General features: G+C 67.9%; 16 protein-coding genes. 11 read left to right on the forward strand and 5 right to left on the reverse strand.

The features are described 5' to 3' along the window. Positions 1–250 precede the first annotated feature (250 nt). Positions 251–889, forward strand: coding sequence for a DUF1013 domain-containing protein (locus tag LJ725_RS28495; protein ID WP_230554307.1), 639 nt, complete (start codon positions 251–253; stop codon positions 887–889). A gap of 18 nt (positions 890–907) precedes the next feature. Here LJ725_RS28495 and LJ725_RS28500 read toward each other — a convergent pair whose 3' ends face one another. Then, positions 908–1,900, reverse strand: a complete 993-nt coding sequence (locus tag LJ725_RS28500) for an NAD(P)H-quinone oxidoreductase (protein WP_230554308.1) — start codon at positions 1,898–1,900, stop codon at positions 908–910. 66 nt (positions 1,901–1,966) lie between these two features. Here LJ725_RS28500 and LJ725_RS28505 point away from each other — a divergent pair, with 66 nt between their 5' ends. From LJ725_RS28505 to LJ725_RS28535, 7 genes are all read left to right on the forward strand, one after another. Further along, positions 1,967–2,155, forward strand: coding sequence for a DUF1192 domain-containing protein (locus LJ725_RS28505; RefSeq protein WP_230554309.1), 189 nt, complete (start codon positions 1,967–1,969; stop codon positions 2,153–2,155). A gap of 32 nt (positions 2,156–2,187) precedes the next feature. After that, entirely contained in the window at positions 2,188–3,483 is a 1,296-nt protein-coding gene (locus LJ725_RS28510; RefSeq protein WP_230554310.1) for an O-acetylhomoserine aminocarboxypropyltransferase, read from the forward strand. Positions 3,484–3,485: 2 nt separating this feature from the next. Further along, positions 3,486–4,274, forward strand: coding sequence for an alpha/beta fold hydrolase (locus LJ725_RS28515; RefSeq protein ID WP_230554311.1), 789 nt, complete (start codon positions 3,486–3,488; stop codon positions 4,272–4,274). Continuing rightward, entirely contained in the window at positions 4,267–5,004 is a 738-nt protein-coding gene (locus tag LJ725_RS28520; protein ID WP_230554312.1) for an SDR family NAD(P)-dependent oxidoreductase, read from the forward strand. The genes LJ725_RS28515 and LJ725_RS28520 overlap by 8 nt, the downstream gene beginning before the upstream one ends. A 94-nt stretch (positions 5,005–5,098) precedes the next feature. Beyond that, positions 5,099–5,854, forward strand: coding sequence for a DUF169 domain-containing protein (locus LJ725_RS28525; protein ID WP_230554342.1), 756 nt, complete (start codon positions 5,099–5,101; stop codon positions 5,852–5,854). 1 nt (position 5,855) lies between these two features. After that, positions 5,856–6,338, forward strand: coding sequence for a 2'-5' RNA ligase family protein (locus LJ725_RS28530; RefSeq protein ID WP_230554313.1), 483 nt, complete (start codon positions 5,856–5,858; stop codon positions 6,336–6,338). Beyond that, complete coding sequence (locus tag LJ725_RS28535; protein ID WP_230554314.1) at positions 6,335–7,444, forward strand: hypothetical protein; 1,110 nt, start codon at positions 6,335–6,337, stop codon at positions 7,442–7,444. The genes LJ725_RS28530 and LJ725_RS28535 overlap by 4 nt, the downstream gene beginning before the upstream one ends. 22 nt (positions 7,445–7,466) lie before the next feature. Here LJ725_RS28535 and LJ725_RS28540 read toward each other — a convergent pair whose 3' ends face one another. Genes LJ725_RS28540 through fabI form a run of 4 tightly spaced genes read right to left on the reverse strand, consistent with a single transcriptional unit; the run spans position 7,467 to position 11,731 of the window. Continuing rightward, a complete protein-coding gene (locus LJ725_RS28540) occupies positions 7,467–9,224 on the reverse strand; it encodes a S49 family peptidase (RefSeq protein ID WP_230554315.1) in 1,758 nt (585 codons plus the stop codon). A gap of 33 nt (positions 9,225–9,257) precedes the next feature. Next, positions 9,258–9,797, reverse strand: a complete 540-nt coding sequence (locus LJ725_RS28545; RefSeq protein ID WP_230554316.1) for a hypothetical protein — start codon at positions 9,795–9,797, stop codon at positions 9,258–9,260. Between the two features lie 10 nt (positions 9,798–9,807). Then, the gene (gene aroC, locus LJ725_RS28550; RefSeq protein WP_230554317.1) at positions 9,808–10,878 is read right to left on the reverse strand and encodes a chorismate synthase; all 1,071 of its coding nucleotides are present in this window, start codon (positions 10,876–10,878) and stop codon (positions 9,808–9,810) included. 16 nt (positions 10,879–10,894) lie between these two features. Then, entirely contained in the window at positions 10,895–11,731 is an 837-nt protein-coding gene (gene fabI, locus LJ725_RS28555; RefSeq protein ID WP_230554318.1) for an enoyl-ACP reductase FabI, read from the reverse strand. 78 nt (positions 11,732–11,809) lie between these two features. Here fabI and pdxH point away from each other — a divergent pair, with 78 nt between their 5' ends. From pdxH to LJ725_RS28570, 3 genes are read left to right on the forward strand one after another with little or no spacing between them, the layout of a single operon-like run. Continuing rightward, the gene (gene pdxH / locus LJ725_RS28560; protein ID WP_230554319.1) at positions 11,810–12,403 is read left to right on the forward strand and encodes a pyridoxamine 5'-phosphate oxidase; all 594 of its coding nucleotides are present in this window, start codon (positions 11,810–11,812) and stop codon (positions 12,401–12,403) included. Positions 12,404–12,410: 7 nt separating this feature from the next. Then, the gene (locus LJ725_RS28565) at positions 12,411–13,286 is read left to right on the forward strand and encodes a cation diffusion facilitator family transporter (protein WP_230554320.1); all 876 of its coding nucleotides are present in this window, start codon (positions 12,411–12,413) and stop codon (positions 13,284–13,286) included. A gap of 10 nt (positions 13,287–13,296) precedes the next feature. After that, positions 13,297–14,787, forward strand: coding sequence for a bifunctional aminoglycoside phosphotransferase/ATP-binding protein (locus tag LJ725_RS28570; protein WP_230554321.1), 1,491 nt, complete (start codon positions 13,297–13,299; stop codon positions 14,785–14,787). The last annotated feature ends 32 nt before the right edge of the window (positions 14,788–14,819 follow it).

Below are 14,819 nucleotides of genomic sequence, written 5' to 3' on the forward strand. Positions count from 1 at the left end.
GCGAAGGCGTGCCGGCGACCGCGATCGCGGTGGTTGGCCGTGGCGAGCAGGGCCTGCTGGTCCAGACCGGCCCGAACGTCCGCGAGCCGCAGAACCGCCGCGTCGAGATCGTCATCCAGTAAGACGATCCGAAGCACTGGCTTCAGGAACGGCCGGGGGCGACCCCGGCCGTTTCCATTTTCGGGTATACGCTTTTCGGGTTGGCGGGGCCGGGGCAGGCCTCTATATCCGGGCTCAGGAGAGTGAATTCATGTCGCAAGTGTTGATGCCCAAGGCGACCGCCGTCTGGCTGGTCGAGAACACGACCCTGACGTTCGACCAGATTTCGGCCTTCACCGGCCTCCATCCGCTCGAGATCCAGGCGATCGCCGATGGCGAGGTCGCGGGCGGCATGACCGGCTACGATCCCACGACGAACGGCCAGCTCACCAAGGAAGAGATCAAGCGTGTCGAGGCCGACAGCAACGCGCGGTTGAAGTTGAGCCCGCGCGACGTGCCAATGCCGCAGGCGCGATCCAAGGGGCCGCGCTACACGCCCGTGGCCAAGCGCCAGGATCGGCCCGATGCCATCGCCTGGCTGCTGAAGACCCATCCGGAACTGCAGGACAGCCAGGTCGCCAAGCTCGTCGGCTCGACCAAGAGCACGGTGCAGTCCGTCAAGGACCGCTCGCACTGGAACATGCAGAACGTTCGCCAGCGCGATCCGGTGACGCTGGGTCTCTGCTCGCTCAAGGACCTGAACGACGCGGTCGACCGTGCGCGCCGCAAGGCGGCCCGTGAAGATGCCGCCCGCAAGAAGGAAGCGGCCAAGTCGGGCGCGGTGGAGGAAGTCGCCGTGAGCGACGTCGATCCGGCCGAAGCCGACCAGCCCGACGTCGCCGAGCGCTAGGCTCCGACGCGGATCGTCCTAGACGGTCATCATCACCTTGCCGACATGGTCGGCGCGCTCCAGTTCGGCATGCGCGCCGGCGGCGTCCCGCAGCGGGAACGTCTTGTATATGATCGGCTTGATCTTGCCGGCCTCGAGCAGCGGCCAGACCTTTTCCTTCAGCCCGCGCGCCATCCGGCCCTTGCTTTCGATGCTTTGCGGACGCAGCGTCGAACCCGTGAGCGTGAGGCGATTCACCATCAGGAAGCCGGCGCTGATGGTGGCGGTGGCACCGCCCTGCACGGCGATCACGACGCAGCGGCCGTCGAGCTTCAACAGCGACAGGTTCTTCGGCAGGTAGTCGCCGGCCACCATGTCGAGCACGACGTCGATGCCGCCCGACAGCTTCTTGGCCTCCGCCACCCAGTCGTTGTCCTTGTAGAGGATCGCGTGATCGGCCCCGAGGGCCGTCACAGCATCGGCCTTCTCCTGCGTGCGCACGGTGGTGAGGACCGTGGCACCGATCGACTTGGCGAGCTGGATCGCCGTCGTGCCGATGCCGCTCGCGCCGCCATGGATCAGGACCGTTTCGCCGGCCTTGAGCTGTCCGCGCTCGAACAGGTTGTGCCACACGGTGAAGTAATTTTCCGGCAGGGCCGCGGCGTGCAGCATGTCGAAGCCCGTGGGCGGCGGCAGGCACTGCGGCGCCGGCACGGTGCAATACTCGGCGTAGGAGCCGCCCGGCGTGAGGGCGCAGATCGCGTCGCCCAGGTTCCAACCGGTCACGCCTTCGCCGAGCGCGGCAATTGTGCCCGCGGCTTCGAGACCGGGCAGATCCGAGGCGCCCGGCGGCGGTGCGTAGTTGCCCATGCGCTGGGCAATGTCGGGTCTGTTGACCGCGGTGGCGGCGACCTTGATCAGGATTTCGCCCGCCTTGGGCAGGGGCACCGGCCGGGTCGCCGGAACGAGTACCTCTGGGCCGCCATACTTGGTGATTTCGATGCAGGTCATCGTGGCGGGCAGGGCACTCATGGTCGGCCTTTCGAAGCAGGTGGAGCGGTGCTAGTCCTGCCTTAGCCGCTTCCGTGGAGACGCGCCATGGCCTTCGAACTCGACGATCTGGACCCCAGGCAGAAGAAGTCACAACCGAGGAATCTCGACGTCATGAACGTCGAGGATCTCGAGGAATACGTCACCGTGCTCAAGGCCGAACTCGAGCGCGTCGAGGCCAAGATCAAGGCCAAGCGGAGCCATGCCGCGGCCGCCGCCTCGTTGTTCAAGAAGTAACCTCGGCGAACCGCCCAAGAAGGGGAAATGAATTGGTCGAAGCCAAGTTCCTGAGGCCCGACACGCTGGCACTGCACGCGGGCCAGCATCCCGATCCTGCGACCGGCGCGCGCGCGGTGCCGATCTACCAGACGACGTCCTTCGTCTTTCGCGACGTCGATCACGCCGCGAGCCTGTTCAACCTCGAAGTCGGCGGCCACATCTACAGCCGCATCTCCAATCCGACGGTCTCGGTGTTCGAGGAGAGGGTCGCCGCGCTGGAGGAGGGCTCGGGCGCGCTTGCCACGTCGAGCGGCCAGGCGGCGCTGCACATCGCCATCGCCACGCTGATGGGGGCGGGGAGTCACATCGTGGCCTCGACCTCGCTCTATGGCGGCACGCGCAACATGCTGGCGCTCACGCTGCCGCGTTTCGGGATCGAGACGACGTTCGTGCATCCGCGCGACCATGGGGGCTTCCGCAAGGCCATCCGGCCCAATTCGCGGCTGGTGCTGGGCGAGACGATCGGCAATCCGGGCGGCGAGGTGCTCGACATCCCCGCCATCGCCGCGATCGCCCACGAGGCGAAGATCCCGTTGATGATCGACAACACCTTCGCCTCGCCGATCCTGTGTAAGCCTTTGACCCTTGGCGCGGACATCGTCTTCCATTCGGCGACCAAGTTCATCGGCGGCCACGGCGTGGCGATCGGCGGCGTAATCGTCGAATCGGGTCGCTTCGACTGGGAAGGCTCGGGCAAGTTCCCGACGCTGACGGAACCCTATGCCGGCTATCACGGCATCGACTTCGCCGAGGAGTTCGGCCCGCACGCCTTCGTGATGCGCGCCCGCACCGAGGGCGTGCGCGACTTCGGCTGCTGCCTGTCGCCGCAGAACGCCTTCTACCTGATCCAGGGACTGGAGACGCTGCCGCTGCGCGTCGCTCGCCACGTCGACAATGCCCGCAAGGTGATGGAATTCCTCAAGGCCAATCCGGCGGTCGAGCGCATCGCCTCTCCCGATATGCCCGATCACCCGGACCACGTTCTCGCGCAGCGGCTGCTGCCCAAGGGCACGGGATCGATCTTCAGCTTCGACATCAAGGGCGGGCGCGAGGCCGGCCGCCGCTTCATCGAGCGGCTGAAGCTGTTCTCGCATCTCGCCAATGTCGGCGACGCCAAGTCGCTGGTGATCCATCCCGCCTCGACGACGCATGCGCAGCTCGATGCGGCGGCGCTGGCGGCGGCGGGCATCGGAGAAGGCATGATCAGGCTCTCGATCGGCCTCGAAGATCCCGAAGACCTGATCGACGATCTCGGGCCGGCGCTGCGCGCCGCGCAGAAGGGCTGACCATGAAGCTCACCGTCGACGGCCGGACCGTCTTCGCGACGACCGGGGGCGCTGAATTCGACCCGGCCCGGCCCGCGATCGTCTTCCTCCACGGCGCGGGCTTCGACCGCACGGCCTGGCGCCTGCAGACACGATGGTTCGCCCATCATGGCCGCAGCGTGCTCGCCGTCGATTTCCCGGCCCACGGCTGGTCGGACGGTCCCGCGCTGGAAAGCATCGGCGCGATGGCCGACTGGACGGCGCGCCTGATCGAGGCTGCGGGGCTGAAGCAGGCGGCGCTGGTGGGGCATTCGATGGGGGCGCTCGTCGCCCTCGACTGCGCGGGACGGCATGGCGACAAGGTGCGGGCGCTCGGCCTGTGCGGCGTCGCCGCCGAGATGCCGGTGCATCCCGAGATGCTCGAATCGGCCAAGGCCAACACGGTGAAAGTGCAGGAGCTCATGACCTTCTGGGGCATGGGCAACGCGCTGCATAAGGGCGGCATGGTCTCGCCCGGCCTGTGGCTGCGGCGCGAGTCGCTTGCGGTGCTGGCGGGCAACAAGCCGGGCGTCATCCACACGGATCTGGCCGCCTGCAACGCCTACAAGGAGGCGCCCGCCCGGGCGGCCGCCGTGACCTGCCCGACCGTGTTCGTGCTGGGCGACGGCGATCTCATGACGCCTGCCCCCAAGGCCAAAGCGCTGGTCGCCGCCATCGCCGGTTCGAGGGCCGTGACCATTCCCGACTGCGGGCACTTCATGATGGTGGAGCGCCCCGACGAAACGCTGGAGGCGTTGAAGGCCTGTGTCTGAGCGCGTCGCTCTCGTTACCGGGTCCACCTCCGGGATCGGCGCCGCCATCGCGCGCCGCCTCGTGCGCGACGGCTATGTCGTGGCGCTTCATTCGCGCAGCTCCGCCGAGGTCGGTCGCGCGATGGTCCGGGAGCTGAAGAACGCCAGCTACCACCAAGCCGACCTCGGCGATGAGACGGCCGCACGCGGCCTCGTAGCGTCGGTGCTCGAGGCGCACGGCCGCCTCGACGTGCTGGTGAACAATGCCGGGCTGTCGATCCGCATCCCGCATACCGACCTGAAGGCCGCGACGCCGGCCTTGTGGCGGCAGATGCTCGACGTGAACCTGATCGCGCCGTTCGTGCTGGTCGCGGAAGCCGAAGCCGCATTGCGTGCATCGGCGGCCAGCGGACCAGCGGCGAGCATCGTCAACATCGGCACGCATGCGGGCTCGCGGCCGAAGGGCTCTTCGATTCCCTATGCGGCATCGAAGGCCGCGCTCCACCATGTCACGAAGCTGCTGGCGCTCTCGCTGGGACCAGACATCCGCGTCAACGCCGTTGCACCCGGCCTTGTCGAGACGCCCATGACGGCGAACTGGCCCGACATGCTCGAGACCTGGAGAGCGAAGTCGCCGATGAAGCGTCCTGCGAAGCCGGAGGACATCGCCGATCTGGTGGCCGCGCTCTGCGCCAACGATTACGTTACCGGAGAGATCGTCATCGCCGACGGTGGGCTGAACCTCACCTGAGCCAGACACGGAGGAAACGACAATGAACGTCCAGACGCTGCCGCCGGGCTACAAGACCGCCCCATGGACGCCGCCGGAAAACATCACGGGCGCCATGCTGGCCGAAGCCAGCAACAAGCTGATCGAGCTGCTGCGCATCCGCACCCAACCGATCGGCATGCGCCTGTTCGAAGACCCGGCCGAGATGGACAAGATCAAGGGTATCCGCAAGCCGACCGAGGGATTCAAGTTCACCATGTGCCAGATGGTGACGCAGTCGCGCTGGTACGGCTTCACGCTCGGCATCACCGTCGACAATACGCGTGGCGGCAATTGCGGCGGTGTCGTGGGCCTCAACCATCCAGGCGAGGGGTTCCTGTCGGGCGACCACATGAACGGCGTCTGGTTCGGCAACAAGGAGGCCTCGGCCGCCCATCAGGCGCAGATGCCGCGCGTGCCGGACGGCAAGTACAACGGCCTCGCGGTGTCGCCGCTGCGTTCGGCGCGCCTCGATCCGCCCGACATCTGCCTGTTCTATGGCACGCCCGGCCAGATGATCTATTTCATCAACGGCCTGCAGTATCACCGCTATCGCCGCTACGACTTCACCGTCACGGGCGAGAGCGCCTGCGCCGATTCCTGGGGCCGGGCGCTCGCCACGCGGCAGACCTCGCTGTCGCTGCCCTGCTTCGCCGAGCGGCGCTACGGCGGCGTGGCCGACGACGAGCTGCTGATGGCCTGTCCGCCGGACGAATTGCTGCGCGCCGTCGAGGGCATGGGCCATCTCGGCAGGAATGGCCTGCGCTACCCGTTCCCGCCTTACGGCGCGGTGATGGATCCGGCGCTGGGCATGGCCAAGAGCTACAGCTGAGATGCTCTACGTCGTGGCCTGGCCGGTACTGGGCGAGGCCGACGACGCGGCACTGCATCGCCTTCGCGCGCAGTACCATCCGGGCGAGGCCGCGCTGATCGGCCCACATTTCACCTTGGTGTTCGGCGCCGCGGCCGAACGCGAAGCTGCGCTGCGCGAGGCCCTGCAGGGCCTCGCGCAGCGCCCATTCTGGTTCCAGATCGAGCGCATCGTGCGGTCGGATCTTCATCTGTATGCCGAACCCTCGGATGGTGCTGCAGAACTCACGGCGCTGCACGAGGCGCTGAACCCGGTGCCGGGCCGCGAGCCGTTCGAGCCGCACATAACACTTGGCCTGTTCCGCAGTGCCGCCGAGGCCGAGCAGGTTGCGCGCATCGTCGGACGCCGGAACCTGCCTATGACCGGCCGTGTCGAGGAGCTGGCGCTGCTGCGGCGTTCAGGCGACGGGCTAGAGACGCTGGCGAGCATCCGCCTCGGCGCATGAGTTTCCTGCGCCGAACCCTGCTCGTGCTTCTGGCAGCGCTGCTGCTCCTGGTCTTCTTCGGCCGCCCGATGGTCTGGGCCGAAGCGACGCTCCTGATGTGGGACGTGGCCGCCGGCGGTGCCCGGACCTGGTGGCAGGACATGACCGCGCCGCCACTGGAATCGGCGATGCGCTGGGAGGACGGGGAGGGCGACCTCTATCTGCCGGCCAGCCAGGCGCGGGCGGCGATGGTACTGGTGCCGGGCGCCGCCGTGCTGGGTCGGGACGAACCGCAGCTGCAGGCGTTCGCGCGCAGCCTCGCGCGGGCCGGGTTCGCGGTCTTGGTGCCCGAGTTGCCGGAGGTACGCCGGCTGGTCCTGTCACGGGCCGATGGCGACCGCGTGGCGCAGGCACTGCGACAGTTGAACGGGCGCTTTCCCGACCTGCCGCTCGGCGTCGCGGCGATCTCGTACGCCGCCGCGCCCGCGCTCATCGCCGCGATCGAGGACGATCTCACTCCGAAGATCGCCTTCGTTCTCGCCATCGGCGGCTATCGCGACGCCTACTCGACCATCCGCTTCGTCACCACCGGGGCGTTCCGGCCGAGAGGCGACAGCCGCGAATTCCGCGTCGAACCCGATGCCTATGGCCGCTGGGCCATCCTGCGCGCCAATGCGAGCCGGCTGGACGATCGACGCGACGCGCACCTGCTGGAAGAGATCGCGCAGCTTCGCGCCCGGGACCGCAATGCCGACATCTCCCGTCAGGTCGCGATGCTGGGATCTCAGGGCCGGGCCGTCCTGGCCCTCGTCGACAACCGCGATCCCGATGCCGTCGACCGCCTGATCGCCGCCCTGCCTGAGAGCGTGCGCCGCGAGATCGATGGCCTGAACCTCGCCTTCCATGACCTGTCAAAACTGCGTGGCCATCTCATCCTGGTGCACGGCCGCGGCGATCCGATGGTGCCCTACAGCGAGAGCCAGGACCTCGCCGTCGCCGCCTCGAGGGCACGGGTATCGCTCTTCCTCGTCGACGACATCGGGCACGTCCAGTTCAACGAGGTGAGCCTCGCCAACGCCTGGACGATGTGGAAGGCGATCGTCGCTCTGCTCGAGGAACGGCGCTAGAGCAGGCGCGCGCTCCAATGATCTAGCGCCAGAGCGGCGGCAGCGGCGGGAGGCGGACGTTGCCCGGTCGCGCGGCGACTCCGAATCTCGCCAGCGCGTCGCGGACCTCGCGCGGCATGCTCATGGTGGGTGCGGTGGAGACACCGGCCATCTTGAACACGCGATCGACGATGCGCTGAAAACGGTCGCCATCGTCGGGATAGCGGCGGATTTCGACCTTGCGGCCCTCGTCGATGCCGGCCTTTGCCTTGGCGATGTTGAGGGCGAGCTGGAGTCCGCCGAGCTCATCGACCAGGCCGGCGCGCTTGGCGTCGACGCCGCTGAAGACGCGGCCTCGCGCGGCGGCGTCGAGGCGGTTGGCGTCGAGATTGCGGAACTCGCCGACTTGGGCGGTGAAGGCGGCATAGACAATATCGAGCTCGCGGTTGACGGCGGCACGCTGCGCCGGCGTAGGCGGCTGGAAGGTCGAATGCATGCCCGCATTGCGGCCAACGGAGAGGCGTTCGACGTTGATCCCGAGCGAGGTCAGGAGGTCCTGGGCCATCGGCCAGACGCTGAAAACGCCGATCGAGGCGGTGATGGTGGTCGGCTGCGCCACGATCACGTCGCCGCGCACGGCCGCGAGATAACCGCCCGAGGCGGCGACGTCGCCCATCGAGACGATCACGGGCTTGCCGGCGGCGCGCGCCCGGCCGACCGCGTCGGCAATGGCGTCCGCCGCCGGATAGGTGCCGCCGGGAGAGTCGATGCGCAGCACGATGGCGCGCACGTCCTTGGCCTGCGATGCGTTCTCCAGCGCCTCGACCACGTCCTCGGCATCGGCCATCGCATCGTCCTCGAGCGGGTTTCGTTCGCCGCCGCCGGACATGATCGCACCGCTGGCGCGCACCAGCGCGATGACCTCTCCGCGCGCCTTGGGACGCGCCTCGTCCCCCGCATACTCCGCGAGCGTCACGAGGTCCCGCTTGCCGTTGGCGCGCTGATAGACGTCTTCCAGCGCGTCGGTGCGATAGCCGATCTTGTCGACGAGGCCGTCGCGACGCGCCTGTTCGGACTCCAGGGGTGCATTGTCGATCAGCCGCCGCATCTGGGCGGCGTCCATCTTGCGATCCCGTGCCACGTCGGCGACGAACTGGCCGAACAGGCTGTCGATGAGCTGCTGCAGGTTCTCGCGGGCCGGCCGGGTGTAGCCGGTCTCCGTGAAGGAGTCGGGCGCGCTCTTGTACTCGTAGCGCTTTCCGCCCTCGACCTTCACGCCGAGCTTGTCGAGGCCGCCCTTGAGAAAGGGTGTCTCGACGGCGATACCGGTGACGCCGAAGCCGCCGCTCGGCTGCAGCCAGATCTGCTCCAGTGCGGCGGCGAGATAGTAGTCGGCGACATGGTTGCCGCCGCTGCCCAGCGACTCGGCGAAGCCGACCGTGAACTTGCCCTTGCCGCGAAAGTGCGCGATCGCCTGGCGCAGCTCCTGCACGCGCGCAAGGCCGCCCGCCTCGTCGCCGATCTCGACATACAGGCCCGCCACGCGCGGATCGTCGGCGGCCTGCCAGAGCAGCTGCACGGTCTCGACGATGTCGCGGGAGGAGCCGAACAGACCGCCGCTCAACAGGCCGGTCGAGGTCGTCTCCGGCGGCAGCGAGCGCAGGTCGAGCGAAAGCACCATCTGTTGCGGCAGCGGCTTGGGCGAGAAGGGACCCGAGGCGAGGAACGCGGCGCCGGCGACGATCGCCAGCAGGACGAGGGTGCCGATGGTCGCGAGGAAGCCGACGATGAAACGCCGCATGCGAAGTTCCCCTGAACGAACGAATTGTGAGGATTAGGTCTGGACGAGATTCGGCCGGAACGCCTTCACGGCGTCAAGCATGGCCGTGGCTTTCGTGTCGAGGCCGTTGTCGCGGACCAGGATCGCGGTCGGCATGCCGCGGATCGGGCGCAGGCTGTCGTCGAGATTGAAGAACGACAGACGCAGGTCGGCTGCGAGAAATGCCTGCGGCTCAATGCCGATCTGGAGTTGGGGGCGAAACCCGAGGCGGCGCAGACGGACCCACTGGATGTCGTCCCATGCAAGACGCGCATTGCGGCCAAAGCCCAGGGCGATGCCATCATGGTCGATCACGATCTGCGGCGTCCGGTCGAGGTAGCGGCTGATGCCGACATAGACGTAGTAGGCCATCGCCACCGCCAGCACCGAGAACAGCACGAAGCGCGGGTCGTTGAGCGAAAGAGTGGGAGCATTGGCCGAACCGCCCGACGCGAAGTGCATGATCGCCGAGCCGATCATCAGCAGCGACACAATCGCCATCCCGGCATTGTGCAGCGAGCCGTAGCGGGCTTCGAGGGCCTGCCGCGCAGTCACCTGTGGTCTTCTAGCCGCACTGCGCGCGGTGGCGCAGCAGATGGTCGGCGAGGACGCAGGCCATCATGGCCTCCGCGACCGGCGTGCCCCGAATGCCGACGCAGGGATCGTGGCGGCCCTTGGTCCGCAACTCGATCTCGCGGCCCTGGCGGTCGACGCTGCGCACTGGCGTCAGGATCGAACTGGTGGGCTTCACCGCGAGCCTGCAGACGATGTCCTGGCCGGTCGAGATGCCGCCCAGGATGCCGCCGGCATGGTTGCTGAGGAAAGTCGGGGCGCCGTCGCGAATGCGCATCTCGTCGGCGTTCTCCTCGCCGCTCATCGCGGCCGTGGCGAAACCGTCGCCGATCTCCACGCCCTTCACGGCGTTGATGCTCATCAGCGCCTTGGCGAGATCGGCGTCGAGCTTGTCGTAGACCGGGTCGCCCAGCCCCACCGGCACGCCCGAGGCGACCACCTCGATCACCGCGCCGCACGAGCTGCCGCGCTTGCGCACGTCGTCGAGATAGCCCTCCCAGCCCTGCGCGGCCTGACGGTCGGGGCACCAGAAGGGATTGTCGCCGGTCGCGTCCCAGTCCCAGTTGGCGCGGTCGATCTTCTGGCTGCCGATCTGGATCACGGCGCCGCGGATGGTGACGCCGCCGCCCAGGATCTTGCGCGCAATGGCGCCGGCCGCGACACGCACCGCGGTCTCGCGCGCCGATTGCCGGCCGCCGCCGCGATAGTCGCGCACGCCGTACTTGCGGTCGTAGGTGTAGTCGGCGTGGCTCGGCCGGAACTGGTCCTTGATCTCGCCGTAGTCGCGGCTGCGCTGGTCGACATTGTCGATGTGGAGGCCGATCGGCGTGCCGGTCGTCACGCCCTCGAAAACGCCGGACAGGATCTTCACCTGATCCGGTTCCTGGCGCTGGGTGACGAAACGCGACTGTCCCGGGCGGCGCTTGTCCATCCAGACCTGGATGTCGGCTTCGGAGAGCGGGATGCGCGGCGGGGTGCCGTCGACTACGCAGCCGATCGCGAGCCCGTGGCTTTCGCCCCAGCTGGTGAACCGGAAAAGGGTGCCGAAACTGCTGCCGGCCATGGCCGGCCGCTCCGCTCTACTCGCCTTCGAAGTTGCCGAGCAATTCGGCGATCTGCTTCGCGGACGATGTGTTGATCATGCCGACCACGTGGTAGCCGGCGTCGACGTGCATCACTTCACCGGTGACGCCGGTGCCGAGGTCGGACAGGAGGTAGAGGCCGGCATTGCCGACTTCCTCCGTCGTGACGTTCCGCTTCAGCGGCGAGTTCAGCTCGTTCCACTTCAGTATATAGCGGCCGTCGTTGATACCGGCGAAGGCCAGTGTCTTGATCGGGCCGGCCGAGATCGCGTTGACACGGATCTTCTGCTCGCCGAGGTCGGCGGCCAGGTAGCGCACGCTGGCCTCGAGGGCCGCCTTGGCGACGCCCATGACGTTGTAATGCGGGATCACACGCTCTGCACCGTAGTAGGTGAGGGTGAGGAGGCTGCCGCCCTCCTTCATCAGCGGCACGGCGCGCTGCGACACCGCGGTGAAGGAATAGACGCTCACGTTCATCGTGAGATTGAAATTGTCGGACGTGGTGTCCAGGTAGCGGCCGCGCAGCTCGTCCTTGTTGGAGAAGGCTATGGCGTGGACCACGAAGTCCAGCTTGCCCCATTCCTTTTCGAGCTTGGCGAAGACCGCGTCGATGCTGGCAGGGTTGGTGACATCGCAGGGCTCGATGATCTTGGCGCCGATCGAGCCGGCCAAGGGGCGCACGCGCTTCTCCAGCGCCTCGCCCTGGAAGGTAAAGGCCACCTCGGCCCCCTGGTCGTGGCAGGCCTTGGCAATACCCCAGGCGATCGAGCGCTCGTTGGCGACGCCCATGACGAGGCCTTTTTTACCGGCCATCAGTTGTGCAGCTGCGGTCATGCACCGGTTCTAGCGGGGGACGGCTGTTGGGACAAGATGCCGGTGGTGGAAGGCTGCAGACCCCCTCATATTGTGGTGATGATCAGGGAAACCACCGACCCGCTGGAGCTTTTCGCCGCCTGGTACGCCGAAGCCTCCGCCTCCGAGCCCAACGACCCGTCCGCCATGGCCTTGGCCACGGTCGGGCCGGACGGCACGCCGGCCGTCCGTATGGTCCTCTTGAAGGACTACGATGCCGCCGGGTTCGTATTTTACACCAATTATGAGAGCCGCAAGGGCAATCACCTCCTGGCGCATCCCAAGGCAGCCCTCCTGTTTCACTGGAAATCGCTGCGCCGGCAGGTGCGGCTGGAAGGGCCCGTGACCAAGACCACGGCGGCCGAGGCGGACGCCTATTTCGCCAGCCGCGCCCGCGGCAGCCAGGTCGGCGCCTGGGCGTCGGAGCAGTCGCGGCCGCTGGAGAGCCGCTTCGCGCTGGAGAAGCGCGTGGCGGAGTTTGGCGCCAAGCACCTGGTGGGGGCGGTCCCGCGGCCGCCCCACTGGTCGGGCTTCCGGCTGCAGCCGACCCTGATCGAGTTCTGGCAGGACGGCGCCTTCCGGCTGCACGACCGGCTGGAGTACCGGCGCGGGTCCGCGGCCGAGCCGTGGACGACGCGAACCCTCTATCCCTGAGCGCGTGATGGCGATGGCGCCCCATCGGCTGATGCGGCTGGCGACCGTCGCGTCGATGTCGGTGGCGCTCATCCTGATCGTCGCCAAGCTGGCGGCGTGGCGCATCACCGATTCGGTCAGCATGTTGTCGTCGCTGGTCGACACCTCGCTCGACCTCGTGAGCTCGCTGGTCACCTTCCTGGCCGTGCGCCACGCGCTGATACCGGCGGACGACGATCATCGATTCGGACATGGCAAGGCCGAGGGGCTGGCGGGCCTCGTCCAGGCGGGCTTCATCGCGGCCTCCGGCTGCGCGCTCCTCGTCGCGGTCGTCGAGCGGCTGGGCAACCCCAAGCAGGTCAAGGAAGAGATGGTGGGGCTCGTCATCAGCGGGCTGGCCATCGTTCTCACTGCGGTGCTGGTTTCCTTCCAGAGATATGTCGTCCGGCAGAGCGGTTCGCTGGCGATCGGCGCCGACATGGCGCACTACGCCACCGACCTGGTCGCCACCCTCCTGACGGGCGCCGGCCTGTTCCTGTCGGGCCTGCTGGACCAGCCGCTGATCGACAGCAGCGTCGCGGGCGTGGTGGCCCTCTACCTGCTGCACGGGGGATGGAAGGTGGGACGCGCGTCGCTCGACGTCCTGATGGACCGCGAGCTGCCGGCCGATGAATCGACGCGTATCGAGCAGATCGCGCGCAGCCATGCCGGCGTGCTCGACGTCCACGAGTTGCGGACCCGTTCGAGCGGCCTCACCAAGTTCGTCCAGCTCCACATCGAGGTGGCGCGCGACCTTTCGCTGGTCGATGGACATGCGATCGGCCAGGAGGTCGAGGTAGAGATCGCCCGCGTCTTCCCGGCCGCGGAAATCATCGTCCACGTCGATCCAGCTCCTCCCGCTTGAACCGCATCAGATGACCGCTCGCCCCTCATTCGTCGTCGAGGACCAGTCCGAGACCGTCGCCTTCCTCGAAGCCGAGCTGAATCCGGAGCGGCGGATCGACACGCACGGCGCGGTCGTCTTCCTCTGTCGCGAGCGTGCGTACAAACTGAAGCGGGCTGTGAAGTTTCCCTACATGGACTTCTCGACGGAAAGCCGGCGCGCCGCGATGTGCGCCGCCGAGATCGACGTCAACCGGCGTTCGGCGCCCGAGATTTATCTCGGCATCGCGCCGGTGCTGCGCCGCGAAGGAAAGCTGCTCCTGGGCGAGGTCGGCGGGACGGCGGACAATGCCGTCGACTGGCTGGTCGTGATGCGCCGCTTCGACGAGGAGGGGCTGCTCGATCGCATGGCCGCGCGCGGCGCTCTGACGCCCGAGCTGATGGCGGCGCTGGGCGCTCGCGTCGCGCGGTTCCATGACGGGCTGCCGGCCATCGCCTCGGGCTTCTGCACCCCTGACGACTACCGCCATTCGGTGGCCGCCGACGTGCGCCAGATGCGCGAGGCGGGCGAACGGCTCGACCCGCCGACCAGCGAGGCTCTGGCCGAGGCGATGCCGCGCTCGCTCGAACCTTTCGTCGATCTCGTGGCGCGCCGCGTCGCGGCGGGCGCGATCCGCCGCTGCCACGGCGACCTGCATCTGCGCAACATCGTGACGCTCAACGGCCAGCCTGTGCCGTTCGACGCCATCGAATTCTCCGACAAGATCGCCAACATCGACGTGCTCTACGACCTCGCCTTCGCGCTGATGGATCTGGCGCGACAGGGGCTGGGTGCGCTGGCCAACCGCCTGCTGAACGAATGGCTGTGGCGGGTGCGCGAGACCGAAGGCGCCTCGCACGAAGAGGCGCTGGCGCTGCTGCCGATGTTCCTCGCGCGCCGGGCCGCGATCCGCGCCTATGTCGATTCGGCCGTCACGGCGGTGAGCGGTGCCGACAATGCCCCGGCGCGCGCCTACCAGAAGGCCGCGCTCGCATTCCTGCAGCCCGCGCCGCCGCGCCTCGTCGCGATCGGCGGCCTGTCGGGCAGCGGCAAGACCACGCTCGCCTTGAAGATGGCGCCGGAGATCGGTCGTACCCCTGGCGCGGTCGTGGTGCGCACCGATGTCGAGCGCAAGCGGCAAGCCGGTATTGCGCTGGAAGAGCGCATGCCCGCCGGCAGCTATTCGCCCGAGGCATCGGCACGGACCTACGCGGCCGTCATCGTGCGCGCCGAGCGCGTGCTGAGGGCAGGGCACAGCGTTGTGCTCGATGCCGTCTTCGCGCATCCCGATGAACGCGCGGCGGCCGAGGCGCTGGCGCAGAGGGTCGGCGTGCCGTTCCAGGGAATCTGGCTCGACGTGCCCAAAGACGTGGCGCAGCGGCGCGTGACCGACCGCAAGGGCGATGCGTCCGACGCCACGCCCGACGTGGTCGAACGTCAGTTCGACTACGAACTCGGAGCCATAGACTGGGAGCGCCGCTGAGCCCGGCTTGACGAAACCATCATGAGTGAGTA

This window comes from Reyranella aquatilis, assembly GCF_020880995.1.
Taxonomy (GTDB): Bacteria; Pseudomonadota; Alphaproteobacteria; order Reyranellales; family Reyranellaceae; genus Reyranella; species Reyranella aquatilis.